The sequence below is a fragment of the Staphylococcus sp. FSL W8-1268 genome, from assembly GCF_038003965.1.
Taxonomy (GTDB): Bacteria; Bacillota; Bacilli; order Staphylococcales; family Staphylococcaceae; genus Staphylococcus; species Staphylococcus hominis.
Genome location: NZ_JBBOQE010000001.1, coordinates 2,212,733 through 2,231,704 on the forward strand (window position 1 = coordinate 2,212,733; position 18,972 = coordinate 2,231,704).

An 18,972-nucleotide genomic window follows, 5' to 3' on the forward strand; every position below is an offset into this window, starting at 1 on the left:
ATAACTAAAGCGCGACATCTATAATAAACAGATGTCGCGCTTTTTATATTCCTATACATTAAATCGGAAGTGAACAATATCTCCATCTTTCATAATATAATCTTTACCTTCTAAACGTTGTTTACCTGCTTCTTTCGCACCTTGCTCGCCACCATGCTCAACATAGTCGTCATAACTTGTTACTTCGGCACGAATAAAACCACGTTCGAAGTCTGTATGAATGATACCTGCACATTGTGGTGCCGTCATCCCTTGTCTAAATGTCCAAGCACGTACTTCTTGAACACCTGCTGTAAAGTAAGTAGATAATCCTAACAAATCATATGTTGTTCTGATAAGACGATCGAGGCCTGGTTCTTCAATACCTAAGTCTTCTAAAAACATTTCCTTGTCTTCATCATCAAGTGTTGCAATTTCTTCCTCAATTTTTGCACTAATGACGATAACTTCAGAATCTTCTTTAGCTGCGTACTCACGAATGGTTTTCACTTTATCATTTTCATCGTCACCAATTTCATCTTCGCCAACGTTTGCAATATATAACATTTTTTTAGATGTTAATAATTGAGCTTGATTTACATATTTTTGATCTTCTTCATTAAAATCTAAACTACGAACTGGATTTTCTTCTTCTAACGCTTCTTTTATTCTAGATAAAATGCGGAACTCCATTTCTGCTGTTTTATCTTTTTGACGTGCCATTTTTTCAATTCGAGGCAAACGTTTCTCTACTGATTCTAAATCAGCTAAAACAAGTTCCATATTAATGACTTCAATATCATCTAATGGATTTACACGACCAGCGACGTGTGTCACATTTTCATCATCGAAAGCACGTACTACCTGACAAATAGCGTCTACTTCACGAATATGTGATAAGAATTTATTTCCTAAACCTTCACCTTTTGAAGCACCTTTAACAATACCTGCAATATCTGTGAATTCGAAAGTAGTAGGAATTGTTTTCTTAGGTTCTACCATTTCTGTTAATTTATTTAAACGTGTATCTGGTACTTCTACAATCCCAACATTCGGGTCGATTGTAGCGAAAGGATAGTTCGCAGCGAGCGCACCTGCTTTTGTAATTGCATTAAATAGAGTAGATTTACCAACATTAGGCAAACCTACGATACCTGCTGTTAAAGCCATGAATCATTCTCCTAACTTTCTGTATCTTGATGAGATACTAATATTTTTTTTATTTTTTTATCAAACACTTGTCGTGGAATCATAATACTTCTTTGACAATTTTCACATTTAATTCGTATATCCGCACCCATGCGAATAATTTTAAATCGATTTGTTCCACAAGCATGTTGTTTTTTCATTTCTACTATATCATTTATACCATATTTTGGTGTCACAACATTACCCCCAACATTTATTAAGCGTCTTGTTTATCAGTATTTCTTACGTACATGGGTTGTGGCAATTTAATACCTTCTTGTACAAACATTTTTTGAATTTCTTTGCGTAAAATTCTAGAACCTGAAGCACCTTCTCCAGGAATAGTTTCTGCTGATATTCTTATGATCACTTTTGTTTCATCTAACCCATCAATTCCTAAAACGACTGGATCAGTAATGAATAAGTAGTATTTACTACGCATTGCTGTAAATAATTTATTTAATTTCTTTTCAACTTTATCTAAATTTTCATCAACTGAGACTGGAATTTCTACAATTGACGTACCATTAGTAATAGAATAGTTAGTAATCTCACCCATACTACCATTTGGTAAAATAGTTAACTCCCCAGTGATGGTATTAATACGCGTTGATCTCAATCCTATAGATTTTACAGTTCCTTCAGCAACTGTAGTACCACCGCTATTAATTTTAACATAATCACCTACATCAAACTGATTTTCAAAAATAATGAAAAATCCAGTAATAATATCTTTGACTATAGTCTGGGCTCCAAAACCAACAGCGATACCTACAACACCGGCGCTGGCGATAATCCCATTTACGCTAATTCCGAACTTACTTAATACTGTTGTGAGTACGATAAACCACACAATGTATCTTACAACATTTTTGATAAGGGACACGAGCGTTTTAGAGCGTTTTTTATTTCCTCTATTACTTTTATTTTGAAATTTAAATGCTTCTTCTATCGCTTTATTAATAATTCCAATTACAATTAAGCCTACTAAAATATAAATAATAACCATTGCTAATTTAGTTGCTAAATTTGTGTATACTTCGGGTTCTGTTAATGGTTTAAATAGCGATGTTAACACGTTCTTCAATTGATTCATAATAGCCCCCTCCTTTTCTATTTAGTCCACCTTAAATTTATATTCCAATTTATTTATTATACAAAATTTCTTCTAAAATTGTATCAGTCTTTTGATTTATCATTTTCTTTTTTATTTTATTAATAGGATATTATTCATTAAGTTTATCTATAATACGTCTAAACTCAGCCTCGGATTTAAACTCAAACACAATTTTCCCAACATTTTTAGATACAGATATATCTATATGAGTTCCAAATTTTTCCTTAAGCGCACGTTCTTGTTTCTGTATGAATTTGGGTTTACTTGGAGTATTTAATTTTTCTTTTTTAGACTGCCCACCGTCTTGGATTTCAGAAACAACTTTTTCTAAATAACGTACACTCCACCCCTCTTTGATTGCTTGTTTACCTATACGTTTCATCGTATTTACATCTTTTAATGCAAGTAAAGTACGTCCATGGGCACCTGACATGCGATTCTCTCTTACAAGCTTAGCAATATCAGAGGGTAAATTTAGTAATCTTAGCATATTAGCAATGTAAGGTCGTGATTTTCCTAACCTTTCAGCAACTTTTTGTTGTGTCAGACCAAGATCATTCATTAATCGTTGATAACTTTCAGCTTCTTCAATTGCATTTAAATCTTCTCTTTGTAAATTTTCTATAATGGCTAATTCCATCATGTCAGAATCAGAAAGGGATTTTACAATTGCAGGAACTTCCTCTAACCCAGCTAATTTAGAAGCTCGAAAACGTCGTTCTCCTACAACAATATAATATCCATTGATCGTTTTTCTTAAAACAATAGGTTGAAGTATACCATGAGTTGTTATAGACTCTGCTAAATCTTGAAGTTTCTCCTCATCAAATGTTTTTCTAGGTTGATAGGGATTAGCTTTAATACTTGAAATTTTAATATGTTGTACGTGTTCATCATTATTTAATTGAACACGTTGATCTTCAATGTTGTTCATGCATAGTCCTCCCTTGTCTTTAAAGTCATTACTTAATTTTAAAAAAAGCGTGTTATATCTACAAGTCTTATAAACTTTTTTAAGAAAAAAATTTACTAGATAGAAAGTATATATATCAATCATTCAGGCACTTTCTGAATTTATTATTTAATCATAATTTTCAGAAAAGTTGTTGACAAATGTAATTTATGTCTGTAAGCTATGAATTAACTTAAAAAAACACAAATTACACACGGTAATAAGGAAAGTAAAACTTACACTGCGGATACAGAGAGTCTTGTAAGCTGAGAAGAGACATTGAAAGAAAGTTTGAAAATGGCCTTTGAGTGTTGATGCCAATATGAGGTATCAACGGGTTCGCCCGTTATAGCGATACAGTATTAACATTTATTGTTTAATGGCGTACTGGAATCACCGGCGTCACTAAATTATCGTTAATACTCATTTATCTTCAAAAGTTAAATGAGTTTTTTATTACAGATATATCTGATCATTTACGATAATGTGTGTCACTTTTTCAAGTACTCCTAAAACATAATGGCGTACTGTTTGAGGTTACTTTAGCAATAAAGTAGCAAACAAAGGTGGTACCACGAAACAAGCTTTCGTCCTTTACATCCGATACATATCGGGTTTAAAGGACGGAAGCTTTTTTTATTTAGAAAATGATAGGAGGATTTGAAATGAAAGATACTCAATTAGCACAAATTTCATTAACAAAGGATTTGACTGGCGCAATTGCTAACCCCATTTACTTATCGACGGCATATCAACATCCTCACCTAGGTCAGTCTACAGGATATGATTACACACGAACGAAAAACCCAACCCGCTCTTCATTTGAAGAAGCATTTGCCAAATTAGAAGGGGGTGCAGCTTCATTTGCAACGTCAAGTGGTATGGCAGCAGTTCAACTTATTTGTAACTTATTTAAACCTGGTGATGAAATTTTAGTAGCGTTTGATTTATATGGAGGAACATTTAGATTATTTGATTATTATGAACAACAATACGGTATTCATTTTAAATACGTTGATTTTTTAAATTATGAAGAAGTCGAAAACAGTATAAATAAACATACAAAAGCACTCTTTATCGAACCAATTTCGAATCCTCAAATGATTCAAATTGATGTAGAACCCTATTATGTTCTAAGTAAAAAACATCATCTATTAACAATCATTGATAACACGTTTTTAACTCCATACTTATCAACACCTTTAGAACAAGGTGCTGACATTGTTTTACACTCAGCTACAAAATATATAGGTGGTCATAATGATGTACTTGCAGGCGTAGTGACAGTTAAAGATGACACGCTTGCTGAACAATTAGGTCAATTTCACAATATGATTGGCGCCACATTGTCTCCACTTGATTGTTACTTGCTCCAAAGAGGTTTGAAGACACTACATCTCAGAATAGAACGATCTCAAGACAATGCACGTCGTCTCGCAAGACGTTGTGAAACATCCGATTCTATTGATGAAGTACTCTATAGTGGAAAAACAGGTATGTTAAGTTTACGTCTTAATAAGGCTTATAGCGTAGCTAAATTTTTAGAAAATTTAGAAATTTGTATTTTTGCAGAAAGTTTAGGAGGAACTGAAACCTTTATTACTTTCCCATATACACAAACACACGTCGACATGCCAGATGATGAAAAAGACAAACGAGGTATTGATGAACATTTAATTCGCTTATCCATTGGTATTGAAGATTATAAGGATATTGAAGCAGATATTATTCAAGCATTAGAAAATTCTAAAGTAGGAGTGATTTCATGAGCTTATCTAAAGAAACAGAAGTGATATTTGATGAACATAGAGGTGTAAATTACGATTCAGCAAACCCACCATTATATGATTCTTCAACTTTCCATCAAAAAGTACTTGGTGGTAACGCAAAATTTGATTATGCCAGAAGTGGTAATCCTAATCGTCAATTATTAGAAGAAAAATTAGCTAAACTTGAAGGCGGTCAATATGGATTTGCTTATGCTTCAGGTATTGCAGCAATATCAGCTGTTTTACTCACATTACAAGCTGAAGATCATGTCATTTTACCAGATGATGTGTATGGTGGAACATTTAGACTAACTGAACGTATTTTAAATCGTTTTAATATTAAATTTACGACGGTAAATGCGACTCATCCTGAAGAAATTGAACAGGCCATTCAACCTAATACAAAATTAATTTATATAGAAACACCATCAAATCCATGCTTTAAAATCACTGATATTAAAGCAGTTGCTCATATCGCTAAAAAACATGATTTACTTTTAGCAGTAGATAATACATTTATGACTCCATTAGGTCAATCTCCACTTGCACTTGGTGCTGATATAGTGGTTCATTCTGCAACAAAATTCTTAGGTGGACATAGTGATATTATTGCTGGCGCTGCTATTACAAATCGCAAAGACGTCGCTGAAGCACTTTACCTACTCCAAAATGGAACAGGAACTGCCTTATCTGCACATGATAGTTGGACTTTAGCCAAACATTTAAAAACATTACCTGTTCGTTTTAGACAATCTACATCGAATGCTGAAAAACTTGTAGACTTTTTAAGTCAAAGAGATGAAGTTGCTGAAGTATATTATCCGGGAAATAGTGATTTACATTTATCACAAGCTAAAAGTGGCGGTGCAGTCATTGGATTTCGTCTAAAAGATGAAACAAAAGCTCAAGCATTTGTAGATGCGCTAACTTTACCACTTGTATCGGTAAGTTTAGGAGGAGTAGAAACGATTCTCTCACATCCAGCCACAATGTCTCATGCAGCTGTTCCAGAAGAAGTGAGAAACGAACGTGGCATTACATTTGGTCTATTCCGTCTAAGCGTAGGTCTTGAACAACCTGAAGAACTCATAGCTGATATTGACTACGCATTGAAGGAGGCATTTAATGAGTCGATTATTGAATCATTTGAAGAACAACGTTTTAGTAGCTGATGGCGCAATGGGAACAATCCTCTATTCCGAGGGCCTAGATACTTGTCCTGAAGCATACAATCTTACACATCCCAATAAAGTTGAACGTATTCATCGTTCATATATAGAAGCAGGAGCTGATGTCATTCAGACAAATACGTATGGCGCTAACTTTGAAAAATTAAAAGTATTTGGCTTAGAGCATAAAGTAAAAGAAATTCATAAAGCCGCTGTACAAATTGCAAAACGCGCAGCCAATAAAGAGACATTTATCTTAGGAACGGTGGGTGGCTTCAGAGGAATAAAACAAGAAGACTTATCGCTTTCTACTATTCAATATCATACAGACAATCAAATTGATACTTTAATTGAAGAAGGTGTAGATGGTTTACTATTTGAAACCTACTACGATTTAGATGAATTAACGAGTGTGATAACAGCGACACGTCAAAAGTACGATATTCCAATTATCGCACAACTGACCGCTTCCAATACGAATTATCTCGTTGACGGTACAGAAATTAACGAGGCGTTAAAACATCTCATTGAATGTGGCGCAAATGTGGTGGGCTTAAATTGTCACCATGGCCCACATCACATGCAACGCTCATTTTCACATATCGAACTACCAGAACATGCCTATCTCTCATGTTATCCTAATGCGAGCCTACTCGATATTGAAAATAGTGAATTTAAATATAGTGACAATGCTAAATATTTTGGTGATGTTGCACAAGAATTAATTAACGAAGGCGTTCGTTTAATTGGTGGTTGTTGTGGTACTACACCGGAACATATCTCTTACATTAAAGAATCTGTAAAACATTTAAAACCAATTAAAACTAAAAAAGTTATTCCAATTCATCGAACAATTAATACAAATGCAAAACGTACATTAAAACAAAATTTAACCTCAAAAGTAAAACAAAGACCTACTGTGATTGTTGAATTAGACACTCCAAAGCATCTCGATACAGAATTGTTCTTTGAGAATATAGGTAAGCTAGATGAAGCAAATATTGATGCAGTAACACTCGCAGATAACTCTCTCGCTACTGTAAGAGTCAGCAACATTGCTGCTGCAAGTTTAATCAAACAACGATATGAGATTGAACCTCTTGTTCATATCACATGTCGAGATCGTAATCTAATTGGTTTACAATCTCATCTACTTGGCCTTTCACTCATCGGTGTGAGTGAAATTTTAGCCATTACAGGAGACCCTTCAAAAGTAGGTCATCTACCAGGCGCAACAAATGTGTATGATGTTAACTCAAAAGGCCTAACAGAACTTGCACTACGATTTAATCAAGGTATTAATGTTGATGGTGATGCGCTGAAGAAACATACCAACTTTAACATCGCCGGAGCATTCGATCCAAACGTTCGTAAATTAGACGGAGCAGTTAAACGTCTTGAGAAAAAAGTAGCGGCAGGTATGAGTTACTTTATTACCCAACCTGTATATAGTAAAGAAAAAATCAAAGAGGTATATGAAGCAACTAAACATCTTGATACCCCACTTTTTATCGGTATCATGCCTATTGCAAGCTACAATAACGCACTTTTCTTACATAACGAAGTGCCTGGAATTAAAATGTCTGAAGATGTATTAAATCAATTTAAAGCAGTAAAAGATGATAAAGAAAAAACAAAAGAATTAAGTTTGAGACTGTCTAAAGAATTAATCGATACGGTACATGAATACTTTAATGGTTTATATCTCATTACACCTTTCCAACGTATTGATTATTCATTAGAGCTCGCAGCATATTCTAAAGCAATTACCCAAAACAAGGAGGCAATATCATGACAACAATTAAAACTTCAAACTTAGGATTCCCAAGATTAGGTAGAAAAAGAGAATGGAAAAAAGCAATCGAAAGCTATTGGGCTAAAAAAATCGATAAAACTGAATTAGATCAAACATTAACAGACTTACATAAAGAAAATTTATTACTTCAAAAGAATTATAATTTAGACAGTGTACCTGTTGGTGATTTCTCATTATATGACCATATTCTTGATACATCATTACTTTTCAACATTATTCCTGAACGTTTCCAAGGACGTACAGTAGATGATGATTTATTGTTTGATATTGCACGTGGTAATAAAGAACATGTTGCAAGTGCATTAATCAAATGGTTTAACACAAACTATCACTATATTGTTCCTGAATGGGATAATGTTGAACCTAAGGTGAATCGCAATATATTATTAGACCGTTTTAACTATGCTAAATCAATTAATGTAAATGCACATCCTGTCATTGTTGGCCCAATCACTTTTGTGAAACTTTCTAAAGGCGGTAGTCAGTCTTTTGAAGAGAAAGTTCAAACATTACTTCCATTATATAAAGAAGTATTACAATCTTTAGTAGATGCAGGTGTTGAATACATTCAAGTCGATGAACCTGTTCTTGTAACAGATGAAAGTGAAAATTATGAAAATATTACTAAAGAGGCTTATGACTACTTTGCTGATGCTGGTCTAGGAGAAAAATTAGTCATACAAACCTATTTTGAACGCGTGAATGTCAAATTCTTAAGCCGTTTACCAGTGGCTGGTCTTGGTTTAGATTTTGTTCATGATCATGGTTATAACTTAGAACAAATTAAAGCAGGAGATTTCGATAAATCTAAAACATTATATGCTGGTATTATTGACGGTCGTAATGTTTGGGCTGCAGATATTGAAGCGAAAAAAGAATTAATCGAAACTTTACAACCTTATGCTAAAGCAATTGTAATTCAACCATCATCTTCATTATTACACGTTCCGGTATCATTAGATGATGAAACATTAGATACATCAATTGAAGAAGGCTTAAGCTTTGCTACTGAAAAATTAGATGAGTTAGATGCATTACGTCGATTATTTAATAATAATGATAGTAAAAAATATGATGAGTTAAAAGCACGCTATGAACGATTCCAAAGTCAATCATTCAAAAACCTTGAATATGATTTTGATAGCGTACCAACCAGTCGTAAATCTGCTTTTAAAGACCGTAAAAAAGCACAAGACGCTCGTTTACATTTACCAGATTTACCAACAACAACGATCGGCTCATTCCCTCAAACAAGAGAAGTACGTAAATACCGTGCAGACTGGAAAAATAATCGAATTTCAGACGAAGAATATAACAACTTCTTAGAAAATGAAATCGCACGTTGGATTAAAATCCAAGAAGAGATTGGCTTAGATGTACTTGTACACGGTGAATTCGAACGTAATGACATGGTTGAATTCTTCGGTGAAAAACTTCAAGGTTTCTTAGTCACAAAATTTGGATGGGTTCAATCTTATGGTTCACGTGCTGTAAAACCACCAGTTATTTATGGAGATGTAAAATGGACTGCACCTTTAACAGTTAAAGAAACTGTTTATGCACAAAGCTTAACTGATAAACCTGTGAAAGGTATGTTAACTGGTCCAGTCACTATCTTAAACTGGTCATTCGAACGTGTAGACGTTCCTCGTAAAGTCGTTCAAGATCAAATTGCCTTAGCTATTGACGAAGAAGTATTAGCACTTGAAGAAGCAGGTATTAGAGTCATTCAAGTAGATGAACCAGCATTACGTGAAGGCTTACCATTACGTTCTGAATACCATGAACAATACCTTGCTGATGCGGTAAATTCATTTAAACTTGCAACCTCTTCAGTCCAAGATGAAACACAAATTCATACGCATATGTGTTATTCTCAATTTGGTCAAATCATCCATGCAATTCATGACTTAGATGCAGATGTTATTTCAATTGAAACATCACGTAGCCATGGTGATTTAATCAAAGACTTTGAAGATATTAACTATGATTTAGGTATTGGATTAGGTGTATATGATATTCATAGTCCACGTATTCCTACTGAAGAAGAAATTGCAACAGCAATTGATCGTTCTTTACAACAAATCGACCGTTCTTTATTCTGGGTTAACCCTGACTGTGGTCTAAAAACACGTAAAGAAGACGAAGTGAAAGATGCCTTAACAGTACTTGTAAATACTGTTCGTAAAAAACGTGAAGAAAAAAATAAACCTGTCGCATAAGATACAGATAAACATGTGAGGGAGAAATTGAGTTTTCTCCCTATTTTATTCTTATATTAAACTTTCGAGGTGAAATATATGACAAATTATCCATTGTGGGACCAATTACAACAATTAAAAACAGCAGAGTGGGTAGATTTAACCCATACTTTCGATCCAGACATTCCACGATTTAGTGAATTTGAAAAAGGTCAAGTATCCACATTATTTACAGTCAAAGAACATGGCTTTTATGTACAACGTTGGAATATCGTTACACAATACGGCACACACATTGACGCACCGATACATTTTGTAGAGAATAAACGTTATCTTGAGGATCTTGATTTAAAAGAATTAGTCTTACCACTTATCGTGTTAGATTATTCAAAAGAAGTAAAAAATAATGATGACTTTATCGTGACACGCCAATATTTAGAACAGTGGGAAGCGGAGAATGGGCGCATTGAAGAAGGTACCTTTGTCGCTTTACGTACAGATTGGTCAAAACGTTGGCCAGATATTGAACAATTCGAAAATAGAGATACTGATGGTAACCAACATTTACCAGGTTGGGGACTAGATGCTTTAAAATTCTTAATTGAAGAACGCGGTGTAAAATCGATTGGTCATGAAACATTCGATACAGATGCGTCAGTAGATACAGCTAAAAATGGCGATATTGTTGGAGAACGTTATATACTTGGACAAGATACCTTCCAACTTGAACTCTTAACAAACCTAGACCAATTGCCTACGCGCGGCGCAGTCATTTATGCAATTAGTCCCAAACCAAAAGATGCACCAGGTTTCCCAGTCCGTGCATTTGCTATCAAACCATCTTAAATATAAGTGATATGTTGATAATGAGCGATCAAATTTATCACTTTCCTATATAATATATATCATCCTGATACTAAAGTACTTGAGCAAGACGAAGTATCAGGATGTATTATTATTTATATCCATTTTCATATTCTTCTCTGAGCAGACTATATACATAACTATCTGAGAATTCCCCTTGTAAACATTCATCACTTCTCAATATACCCTCTTGTGTGAATCCACGAATATCATACATAATTATCATCATCGCATAATTTTGTTGGGCTAAACCTAAAGTTAAAAATCCAACGTGAAAAATAATCCATATTATAAATGCTAAAGTCATCAGTCGACGTGGACTAAATACTTCTGCCAGTACTCCAGACATCCATGAAGCTAGTGCTACTATTAATCCAATATATAGCTATAACTCTACCTGCTTGTGAATCACTATATCCTAGACCGACAATATATTTAGATAAAAAAGCTTGTTCAAATCCATCACCTGTCATAAATATAGCTACTGCTATATAACCTCAAATTAATACCATAGGTAATCCTAAAAACTGTCGATTCTGTTTAGTTAAATTGTTAGTCACAATAATTCACTTTCTCCCTTTGCTTATTTAAAATTTCTTTAAAGTTGTTCGTTAGCAAGACGTTCTATAGGAAGCCCTTTTTTAAAACGTTCAATATAACGATTAAAGCTTTCTATTTCTTTTTCATTTGGTTCAACTTTGATGGACTCAGTATCTTTAAAAGCAATTTCATCAAGATAACTAGATAAATTTACATCGCTTTCTGCTACAAGATACCTAGCTAAAACAGCAATTCCCCATGCTCCACCCTCACTAGCAGTTTGCATAACACTAACGGGACTTTGCATTGCTGCTGCTAAAAATGTTTGAGCAACTTTTTTGGTTTTGAATATACCCCCGTGTCCATATATTGAATGAATTTCAATATCTTCATTCTTTTTTAATAAATCAATACCAATTTTTAATGTACTAAATGCACTATATATGTGAGTCTTCATTACATTAGCTAAATTGAATGAACTATCTATCGATCGTACTAACATAGGGTAACCATGTTGAACATCTGTAATAAATTCTCCAGATATATATCCATATGAAAGTAATTTCCCAAGTTTATCATCGCCATTTAAAGCGCTTTCAAATAATTTTGTAAAAAGCTCACTTTTTTCGTATTTGACACCCATTACTTCTAATACTTCTCCAAATAAATCGACCCACGCGTTAATATCAGATGTACAATTATTAGCATGTATCATGGCTACTTCATAGCCATCTGGTGTTGTTACAATATCCACTTCCGGATAAACGTTTTTCAATGATTTGTCTAATACAATCATTGAAAAGACACTTGTTCCCGCAGATATATTACCAGTCTTTGGAGCTACGCTATTTGTAGCTACCATCCCAGTTGCAGCGTCAGCTTCTGGAGCACACATAGGACAGCCTGCTTCTAATTGACCATTGGGATCAATAAGTTTTGCTCCTGTCTCTGTTAAATAACCTGCATTTTCACCTGCTACCACAACTTTTGGTAATATCTCTAAAATATCTTGATGATATCCCATTTCAGAAAAAAGTTGATTAAATTTTTTAGCAATATCTTGTCGATACTCTTTAGTTTCTACATCAATAGGAAACATTCCCGACGCATCACCTATACCTAATACTTTTTCATCTGTTAAGTACCAATGAATATAACCAGCAAGTGTTGTCATATAATCTACTTTAGCAACATGAGACTCATTATCTATAGCTGATTGATATAATTGAGCAATACTCCAACGTTCTGGAATGTTAACCTGAAATGCTTTTCTTAATATTTGGGCTGCATGATTAGCGTTATTATTACGCCAAGTTCGAAACGGAACAAGCAAATCTTCTTTTTGATCAAATACTAAATAACCATGCATCATCCCACTAATTCCCAATGATTTAATTTTTTTCACTGTAGCCCCATACTGTTCTTTTATAACTTTAGTCATTTCACTATAACTTTTTTGTAGACCTATCCATGCATCGTTCATAGAATATGTCCAATATCCGTCTTGATATGTATTTTCCCATCCAAACGTTCCCGTAGCTAATGTTTTACAGTTGTCATCAATTGCTACCGTTTTAATTCTAGTTGAACCAAATTCAATACCAATTGTTAAATTACCCGCTTCAATAAATTGTTTTATTGAGGAATTATTCATTTTATGCACCTCCCTATAAAATTAGTGAAAACGCTTACTTATTTAATGCTATCAAAAATTTATATAGCAAACAAGTAATTTTTAAGTATAATATTTTTTCAATTTTAATATTTATAAATACACAATTGATACTTTTAATTATATAAAATCTTAAATAAAAACTTATTAGTTATTTATCTAGAAAATGTATAAAAACGATATTTTTCTTTTCTCAATACTTACAGTGTTGTAAGTTTATCTATTAATTGTTGTAATATTTTATTATTGATGTTTTTATAATAAGTAAAGAGAAAGAAGGTGAAAAAAGTGGAAAATACAAATAGTAAGATGCATAAAAATGACAATAGTTATGTTTTATCAGCATTGAGTTATTTAAGTATCTTTTTTGCGCCTGTCATTTTACCTTTATTGGTATGGATACTTTCAGATGAGCCAACGTCTGAGCATGGTAAAAAAGCTTTAGGGAACCATGTTATAACGTGGATCAGTTTTTTTATAGGTAGAGCCGCATTTATTTTTTCAAAAGAGGTCTTTGATAAACCATTCGATCATCAATTATTAATATTTGTTATTGCTTTAATCATTGCTATTGTGTTCTTCTTAATTGCTTTAATATTATATATCCTCAACATTATCAGAGGAATTAAAATTTTATTAAAAAAATAAGTCACTTATATATTGAATTAAAAAGGGAGTGCTATACTTCCTTTTTAATTTAACGCTTCTATAACTGATGACTTTATTTATAATCTAAGATATTTTCTTCAACGTTTCTAATCACATCTCGTGAAGCCTCAAAATTATTATTAATATATCCATGCTTATTAACTGAAAGAGCAATCGATTGGCCTGCATAATAATCATTTTGACTTACTCTAAAGGCACGAGTAAATGTTTCACCATTTCGTATTTTATCAATTAAAATGTCTCTATTTACAAAATCGGTTGGCTAATATTTAGAGCTTTTTCGTCTTTTATATTAAACTCATATAATCGTAATTTATATATTTTAAGTTCATCATTATTTTTCTTAATAACATATTTAATCACATTATATTTTCTAGTCATCTTTTTAATCCTTTCTATTGCTATATTAGAGTCATTTTTATTTTAGTTTTCATTTATAATGTGTATTTCAAAAAACTTGAAAGATAATTTATTTATTATATAAAACCACTATGAATATTGACATTCAATCATTGCAGTTTAAATTAATAAAAAAAGAGGACAAAGACCTCTACACATCTTTGACCTCCTAATATATTCACTTAATCATTTTTTAATTGTTTTTTGACTTCTGCGATAGCTTCATCCATTGTGTTATTCGATTTAAGTGCAACGCTCGCGATAAAACTACCTTCTACTAAAGGAGCTTCTATTTTTTCTATGCGATGTGAACCTTCATACATTTCGATTGCCATATCAAGGTTCATCCCGGCAGATCCTATATCATAAAAACATATTGCATCGTCATCTAATTCATTTATGACTGAAAGAATATGATCGAAAGATGTTCCAATGCCTTTATCATCTAAGCCACCAATATCAATGATATTAACGTCATTATCCGTCATTTGTAAATTTAAATCTTTGACACCTTCTGCAATTTTATAACTGTGACTCACAATTACTATTGAAGTCATTCTACCTCTCCTCCTATCATCGCATTTAAAACGTAAACACTACTTTGAGCACCTGGATCGATATAACCTTTTGAATCTTCTTTAAAATATGATGCTCGTCCTTTCGTAGCTATCATGTTTTTAGTTTCATCAGCATATGATTGTAATGTGTTAAAATCAATGTTTTCATCATTATCTAATGCTTCTCTTGTACGTTCAATTACGTCATACATCGTTTTTTCATTTAATTCTACTTTTCCACGTTGTTTAACGGCTTCTGAAAAAGCAGCAATCATCTCTTTTAAATTTTCTTTGTCAATATCATCTTTAACGACATTTGCCATTTTAACAAAGCTAAAACCGTATAAAGGACCTGAGGCACCGCCCACTTTAGACATTAATGTCATTCCTGTTGATTTAAATAATGACTTCATATCTGTGTCATCCAGACCTTGTTCTAACGCTTCAAATCCTCTGACCATATTTACTCCATGGTCGCCATCACCAATGGCACGATCTAAATCAGTTAATTCACTTTCTTTTTCTTTAAAAGTTTCAACTAAACTAAGTAGTCTTGTTTTCATGTCTTGTACATTCATTGAAAAGTCACCTCATTATCTCTATTTTTATTTAAAAATAACGACTTGTTGTTGGAGCTAAAAGACCTTTTTCTATGTCTTCACTATAAGGAACCACTGTAATGGAGAAACCTTGCATATCAAGTGATGTCATATAATCACCAACAAACCATTGTTTAGCAGCTATGTCATGTTCTTGGAATTGTTGATTTAAATACTTCGCCACAATACTTAATTCAGATAAAGGCGTGCCTCCCATACCATTTACCATAACAATTAATGATTGATCTTTCACTTCTTTTAACAACTCATCTAGTAAACGCTCAATAATAACATCAACCGATTGAATCGCTTCACGGTGTAACCCTTTTTCACCATGAATGCCGATACCTATTTCCATTTCATTATCATCAATATCGAAACTATATTTCCCAGTTGTTGGCACCATTGGTGAAGTAAGCGCCATCCCAATACTTTTAATTTTAGGAATAAACGCTTCAATTTTGTTTTTAATATCTTCTAAAGATAGGCCTTGATCCGCTAAATAACCTGCATATTTATGAACGAATACCGTACCAGCCACGCCACGACGTTTTTCTACATCTGAAACAGCAATATCATCATTCACAATGACACGTTCAACTTTAATATCTTCCATTTGTGCCATTTCTTGAGCCATCTCAAAGTTCATAACGTCTCCAGCATAGTTTTTAACGATTAATAATACACCGTCACCTGTATCGACTGCTTTAATAGCATCTAAAATTTTATCTGGAGTTGGAGATGTAAAAACTTCACCACATACTGCCGCATCAAGCATACCATTAGCTACATAACCCGCATGTGCTGGTTCATGACCACTGCCACCGCCTGATACCAAGGCAACTCCTGAATTTTTTTTATTTTTTTTAACAACAACTGTTTCTGAAATAATTTCAATATTATCATTCGTTAAAGCGATACCCTCTAACATGTCTGTTAAAATATTATTTTTTTCTTTAATTAATTTTTTCATCAAAAAGCGACTCCTTTTGACATATTCAAAGTAAGTTTATCTAAGATTAAATATCAACATCATTTTCTTTATTTAAACTTAGAATTTTCATATTAGTAAATATAAAAATACTCTTTCAAAAAAGGATAAAGACATAAGCCCTATCTTTATCCTTCTAATTACTTATCTATTCTTAGTTATCTTCTTTACAAAAATTAACTTTTGGAATTCAACGTACTTTTAGATAATTCACTTACTGTTAAAATAGCGTCTGCAATGTCATCTGCAGTTAACTTATCACTTAAATTTGCAAAAGTATCATTTGGTTCTAAAGCACGCTCACCTACGCGAACCAAATCTTCATAACTTTTATCGGCAATGTGGAGTTCTTCTAAAGTCGTTGGCATATGAATACTACTTAAAAATTGTTGATATTTTACAAATTTTTCTGTTGGCGCATTTTCCAATACTAATTGGACTAAAATACCATAGGCCACTTTTTCACCATGCGTTAAATGATGAATATCGCCTTCAAGTGCTGTAAAACCATTATGAATTGCATGAGCAGCTGCAAGTCCTCCATTTTCAAATCCTAAACCTGAAAGTAATGTATTCGCTTCAATCACTGCTTCAACTTGTGGAGATACAATATGATTTTTAATTGCTTCATATGCACTATGTCCATATTCAAAAATCACTTCTTCACATTTCTGTGCAATCGCTAAGCTAGCTAATGATGGTTTTCCACTAAACATATTTTTTCCTTGTCTGCGTAACGTAGATTCTACCTCAACTAAAGTAGCTAATCCATCACTCATACCTGAAGCAAATAAACGTACAGGCGCTTGCGCAACAATTTGTGAATCCACCATTACTGTATCAGGATTCTTAGGGTAAAATTCATAACCACTAAATACACCATTATCATCATAAATAACAGATACGGCTGCCGTAGGTGCATCCATTGATGCAGTAGAAGCGAAATCGATAACACTTGCATTTAAAGCATTGGCTACTGCTTTACCTGTATCAAGTGCCTTTCCACCACCTAAACCAATGACTACATCTATGCCTTTTGTCTTAGATTCATCAACGATACGATTAATTTCATTTTCTGAAGATTCGCCTTTAAATGTTTCGTAATCATAATTAACTTCTGAATTATTTGAAAAACTTTGATCAATTTGATCTTTAGTTATATTCCAAACAACTTCATCTGAGATTATTAATGCATGTGAACCTAAACGTTGTGTTTCATCTGCGATAGATTCGATAACTCCTTTTCCTTGTACATATCTTCCTGGAGATTGATAAATAATTTTTGCCATAGAGCTTTCCCTCCATAATAAATATTTATACTACATCATTTAATAACTCTTCAGTAAATTACGCTCACAAATATATGATATAGAAAATACATATTAGCGTATTTACCATTACAAAACGAAAAAATAAGAATCAAGAGAAAGATTAAGTTGCTTAAAAAATTGATTTCTTTTTACACTTCCATTGTTAATCTATTGACTATAATTGTCCACCTATTACCTAAAACTTCATTAAATTATCACTTTTAAACTTAAATATTGTAATATTATAATTTATACTCCATAACTGACTCCATATTTACAATAGGTTTTATTGTTTTATCCTATACTTGTATTATTCTTAATCTAACATAAAAATTTTAACCACTTTCAATTTATTCTGGAGCGTAAATTGAAAGTGATTTTTTTAATTTATTATATATAGGTTTACTAAACAATAAGCTTAAAATAGAAAGAAATGACTCTATTCTCTATTATATTCGGAATGAATCTATAAGTGGATATCATACGTTTATTGATTACTTAAAAAATAATTATAAAATCGTCTTGAAAATAAATTTGAATGTGTATTTACAATAGAATTAATCATCATATTCTTCCCGGAGCAAACTATACACATAACTATCTGAGAATTCCCCTTGTAAACGTTCATCACTTCTCAATATACCCTCTTGTGTGAATCCAAGTCTTATTGGTATAGCTCTACTTTTCTTATTTTTAGTAGACATTCGTATTTCGATTCGATTAATATCATATTCTTCATATACATATTGAATAAGTGCTTTAGTGCATCTAGTCATGATGCCTTTCTTTTGGAAATCTTCAGCTAAATAATAACCAATCGATGTACGTTTATTAACTAAGTCTAAATAATGTAATCCAATGACGCCTACAAGTTTTTGATCATACCAAATGCCACAGTGAAATCCATATCCCCATCAGTGCGGTTTTCAAATGACACTCTTCAATCCATCTCCGCGCGCAAATTGTTGTAAGGACGACTGAATAAATGTTTTACTGTCTTCAACTTTATTTGTATGTTCAACAAAAGGTAAAAATTCTGCTAAGTAGTTACGGTTACTATCAACTAATTTAAATAATGGTTCCGCTTCTCGTTCTTCTAATATTTTTAATTTTAAGTGGTCATTAATTTGATATCCAAACATAATTAAAACCTCCTATATTTTTCGAAATATTCAATAAA

15 protein-coding genes and 3 pseudogenes are annotated in these 18,972 nt (G+C 32.8%); 6 read left to right on the forward strand and 12 right to left on the reverse strand.

Features of this window, described 5'->3' with window-relative positions; all coding sequences use genetic code 11:
• Nucleotides 1–51: 51 nt before the first annotated feature.
• The 4 genes from ychF to NST64_RS11240 form a co-directional block, all read right to left on the reverse strand.
• Nucleotides 52–1,149: a redox-regulated ATPase YchF gene (gene ychF, locus NST64_RS11225; protein ID WP_340731177.1), complete on the reverse strand. Its 1,098-nt coding sequence runs from the start codon at nt 1,147–1,149 to the stop codon at nt 52–54.
• Nucleotides 1,150–1,160: 11 nt separating this feature from the next.
• The gene (locus NST64_RS11230) at nt 1,161–1,364 is read right to left on the reverse strand and encodes a DUF951 domain-containing protein (protein WP_002448008.1); all 204 of its coding nucleotides are present in this window, start codon (nt 1,362–1,364) and stop codon (nt 1,161–1,163) included.
• A gap of 20 nt (nt 1,365–1,384) precedes the next feature.
• A complete protein-coding gene (locus NST64_RS11235; RefSeq protein WP_002448012.1) occupies nt 1,385–2,263 on the reverse strand; it encodes a mechanosensitive ion channel family protein in 879 nt (292 codons plus the stop codon).
• 130 nt (nt 2,264–2,393) lie between these two features.
• Nucleotides 2,394–3,218, reverse strand: coding sequence for a ParB/RepB/Spo0J family partition protein (locus NST64_RS11240; protein WP_002448017.1), 825 nt, complete (start codon nt 3,216–3,218; stop codon nt 2,394–2,396).
• A gap of 683 nt (nt 3,219–3,901) precedes the next feature.
• Here NST64_RS11240 and NST64_RS11245 point away from each other — a divergent pair.
• From NST64_RS11245 to NST64_RS11265, 5 genes are all read left to right on the forward strand, one after another.
• Nucleotides 3,902–5,005 carry a PLP-dependent transferase gene (locus tag NST64_RS11245; protein ID WP_107632229.1) on the forward strand — a complete coding sequence of 368 codons (1,104 nt, stop codon included), beginning with the start codon at nt 3,902–3,904 and terminating at the stop codon, nt 5,003–5,005.
• On the forward strand, nt 5,002–6,177 hold the full coding sequence (gene metC, locus NST64_RS11250; RefSeq protein ID WP_049418766.1) for a cystathionine beta-lyase MetC: 1,176 nt from the start codon (nt 5,002–5,004) through the stop codon (nt 6,175–6,177). Before NST64_RS11245 ends, metC begins: the two co-directional genes overlap by 4 nt.
• On the forward strand, nt 6,131–7,969 hold the full coding sequence (locus tag NST64_RS11255; protein WP_002488116.1) for a bifunctional homocysteine S-methyltransferase/methylenetetrahydrofolate reductase: 1,839 nt from the start codon (nt 6,131–6,133) through the stop codon (nt 7,967–7,969). The genes metC and NST64_RS11255 overlap by 47 nt, the downstream gene beginning before the upstream one ends.
• Entirely contained in the window at nt 7,966–10,212 is a 2,247-nt protein-coding gene (gene metE / locus NST64_RS11260; protein ID WP_107632231.1) for a 5-methyltetrahydropteroyltriglutamate--homocysteine S-methyltransferase, read from the forward strand. Before NST64_RS11255 ends, metE begins: the two co-directional genes overlap by 4 nt.
• A 78-nt stretch (nt 10,213–10,290) precedes the next feature.
• Nucleotides 10,291–11,037, forward strand: a complete 747-nt coding sequence (locus tag NST64_RS11265; RefSeq protein ID WP_002454540.1) for a cyclase family protein — start codon at nt 10,291–10,293, stop codon at nt 11,035–11,037.
• A 109-nt stretch (nt 11,038–11,146) separates the two neighbouring features.
• Here the strand turns inward: NST64_RS11265 and NST64_RS11270 are convergent.
• From NST64_RS11270 to NST64_RS11280, 3 genes and pseudogenes are all read right to left on the reverse strand, one after another.
• Nucleotides 11,147–11,257: pseudogene (locus tag NST64_RS11270) on the reverse strand (GNAT family N-acetyltransferase); the annotation flags it as partial.
• Nucleotides 11,252–11,567 (reverse strand): annotated as a pseudogene (locus tag NST64_RS11275) (MFS transporter); the annotation flags it as partial. The pseudogenes NST64_RS11275 and NST64_RS11270, both read right to left, overlap by 6 nt.
• Before the next feature lie 86 nt (nt 11,568–11,653).
• Nucleotides 11,654–13,249, reverse strand: coding sequence for a xylulokinase (locus NST64_RS11280; protein ID WP_049418776.1), 1,596 nt, complete (start codon nt 13,247–13,249; stop codon nt 11,654–11,656).
• A 306-nt stretch (nt 13,250–13,555) separates the two neighbouring features.
• On the opposite strand from NST64_RS11280, the gene NST64_RS11285 reads away from it, so the two are divergent.
• Entirely contained in the window at nt 13,556–13,915 is a 360-nt protein-coding gene (locus tag NST64_RS11285) for a DUF4870 domain-containing protein (protein WP_025987127.1), read from the forward strand.
• Nucleotides 13,916–14,517: 602 nt separating this feature from the next.
• On the opposite strand, the gene dhaM is transcribed toward NST64_RS11285, so the two are convergent.
• The 5 genes and pseudogenes from dhaM to NST64_RS11310 all read right to left on the reverse strand — a co-directional run bounded on the left by dhaM (nt 14,518) and on the right by NST64_RS11310 (nt 18,934).
• Nucleotides 14,518–14,892, reverse strand: a complete 375-nt coding sequence (dhaM, locus tag NST64_RS11290; RefSeq protein ID WP_049418778.1) for a dihydroxyacetone kinase phosphoryl donor subunit DhaM — start codon at nt 14,890–14,892, stop codon at nt 14,518–14,520.
• Nucleotides 14,889–15,470 carry a dihydroxyacetone kinase subunit DhaL gene (dhaL, locus tag NST64_RS11295; protein ID WP_049418781.1) on the reverse strand — a complete coding sequence of 194 codons (582 nt, stop codon included), beginning with the start codon at nt 15,468–15,470 and terminating at the stop codon, nt 14,889–14,891. The genes dhaM and dhaL overlap by 4 nt, the downstream gene beginning before the upstream one ends.
• Before the next feature lie 31 nt (nt 15,471–15,501).
• Nucleotides 15,502–16,464: a dihydroxyacetone kinase subunit DhaK gene (gene dhaK / locus NST64_RS11300; protein WP_107632232.1), complete on the reverse strand. Its 963-nt coding sequence runs from the start codon at nt 16,462–16,464 to the stop codon at nt 15,502–15,504.
• Nucleotides 16,465–16,658: 194 nt separating this feature from the next.
• Nucleotides 16,659–17,771, reverse strand: a complete 1,113-nt coding sequence (locus tag NST64_RS11305; protein ID WP_049418788.1) for a glycerol dehydrogenase — start codon at nt 17,769–17,771, stop codon at nt 16,659–16,661.
• A gap of 578 nt (nt 17,772–18,349) precedes the next feature.
• Nucleotides 18,350–18,934, reverse strand: a pseudogene (locus NST64_RS11310) (GNAT family N-acetyltransferase).
• Nucleotides 18,935–18,972: the final 38 nt, after the last annotated feature.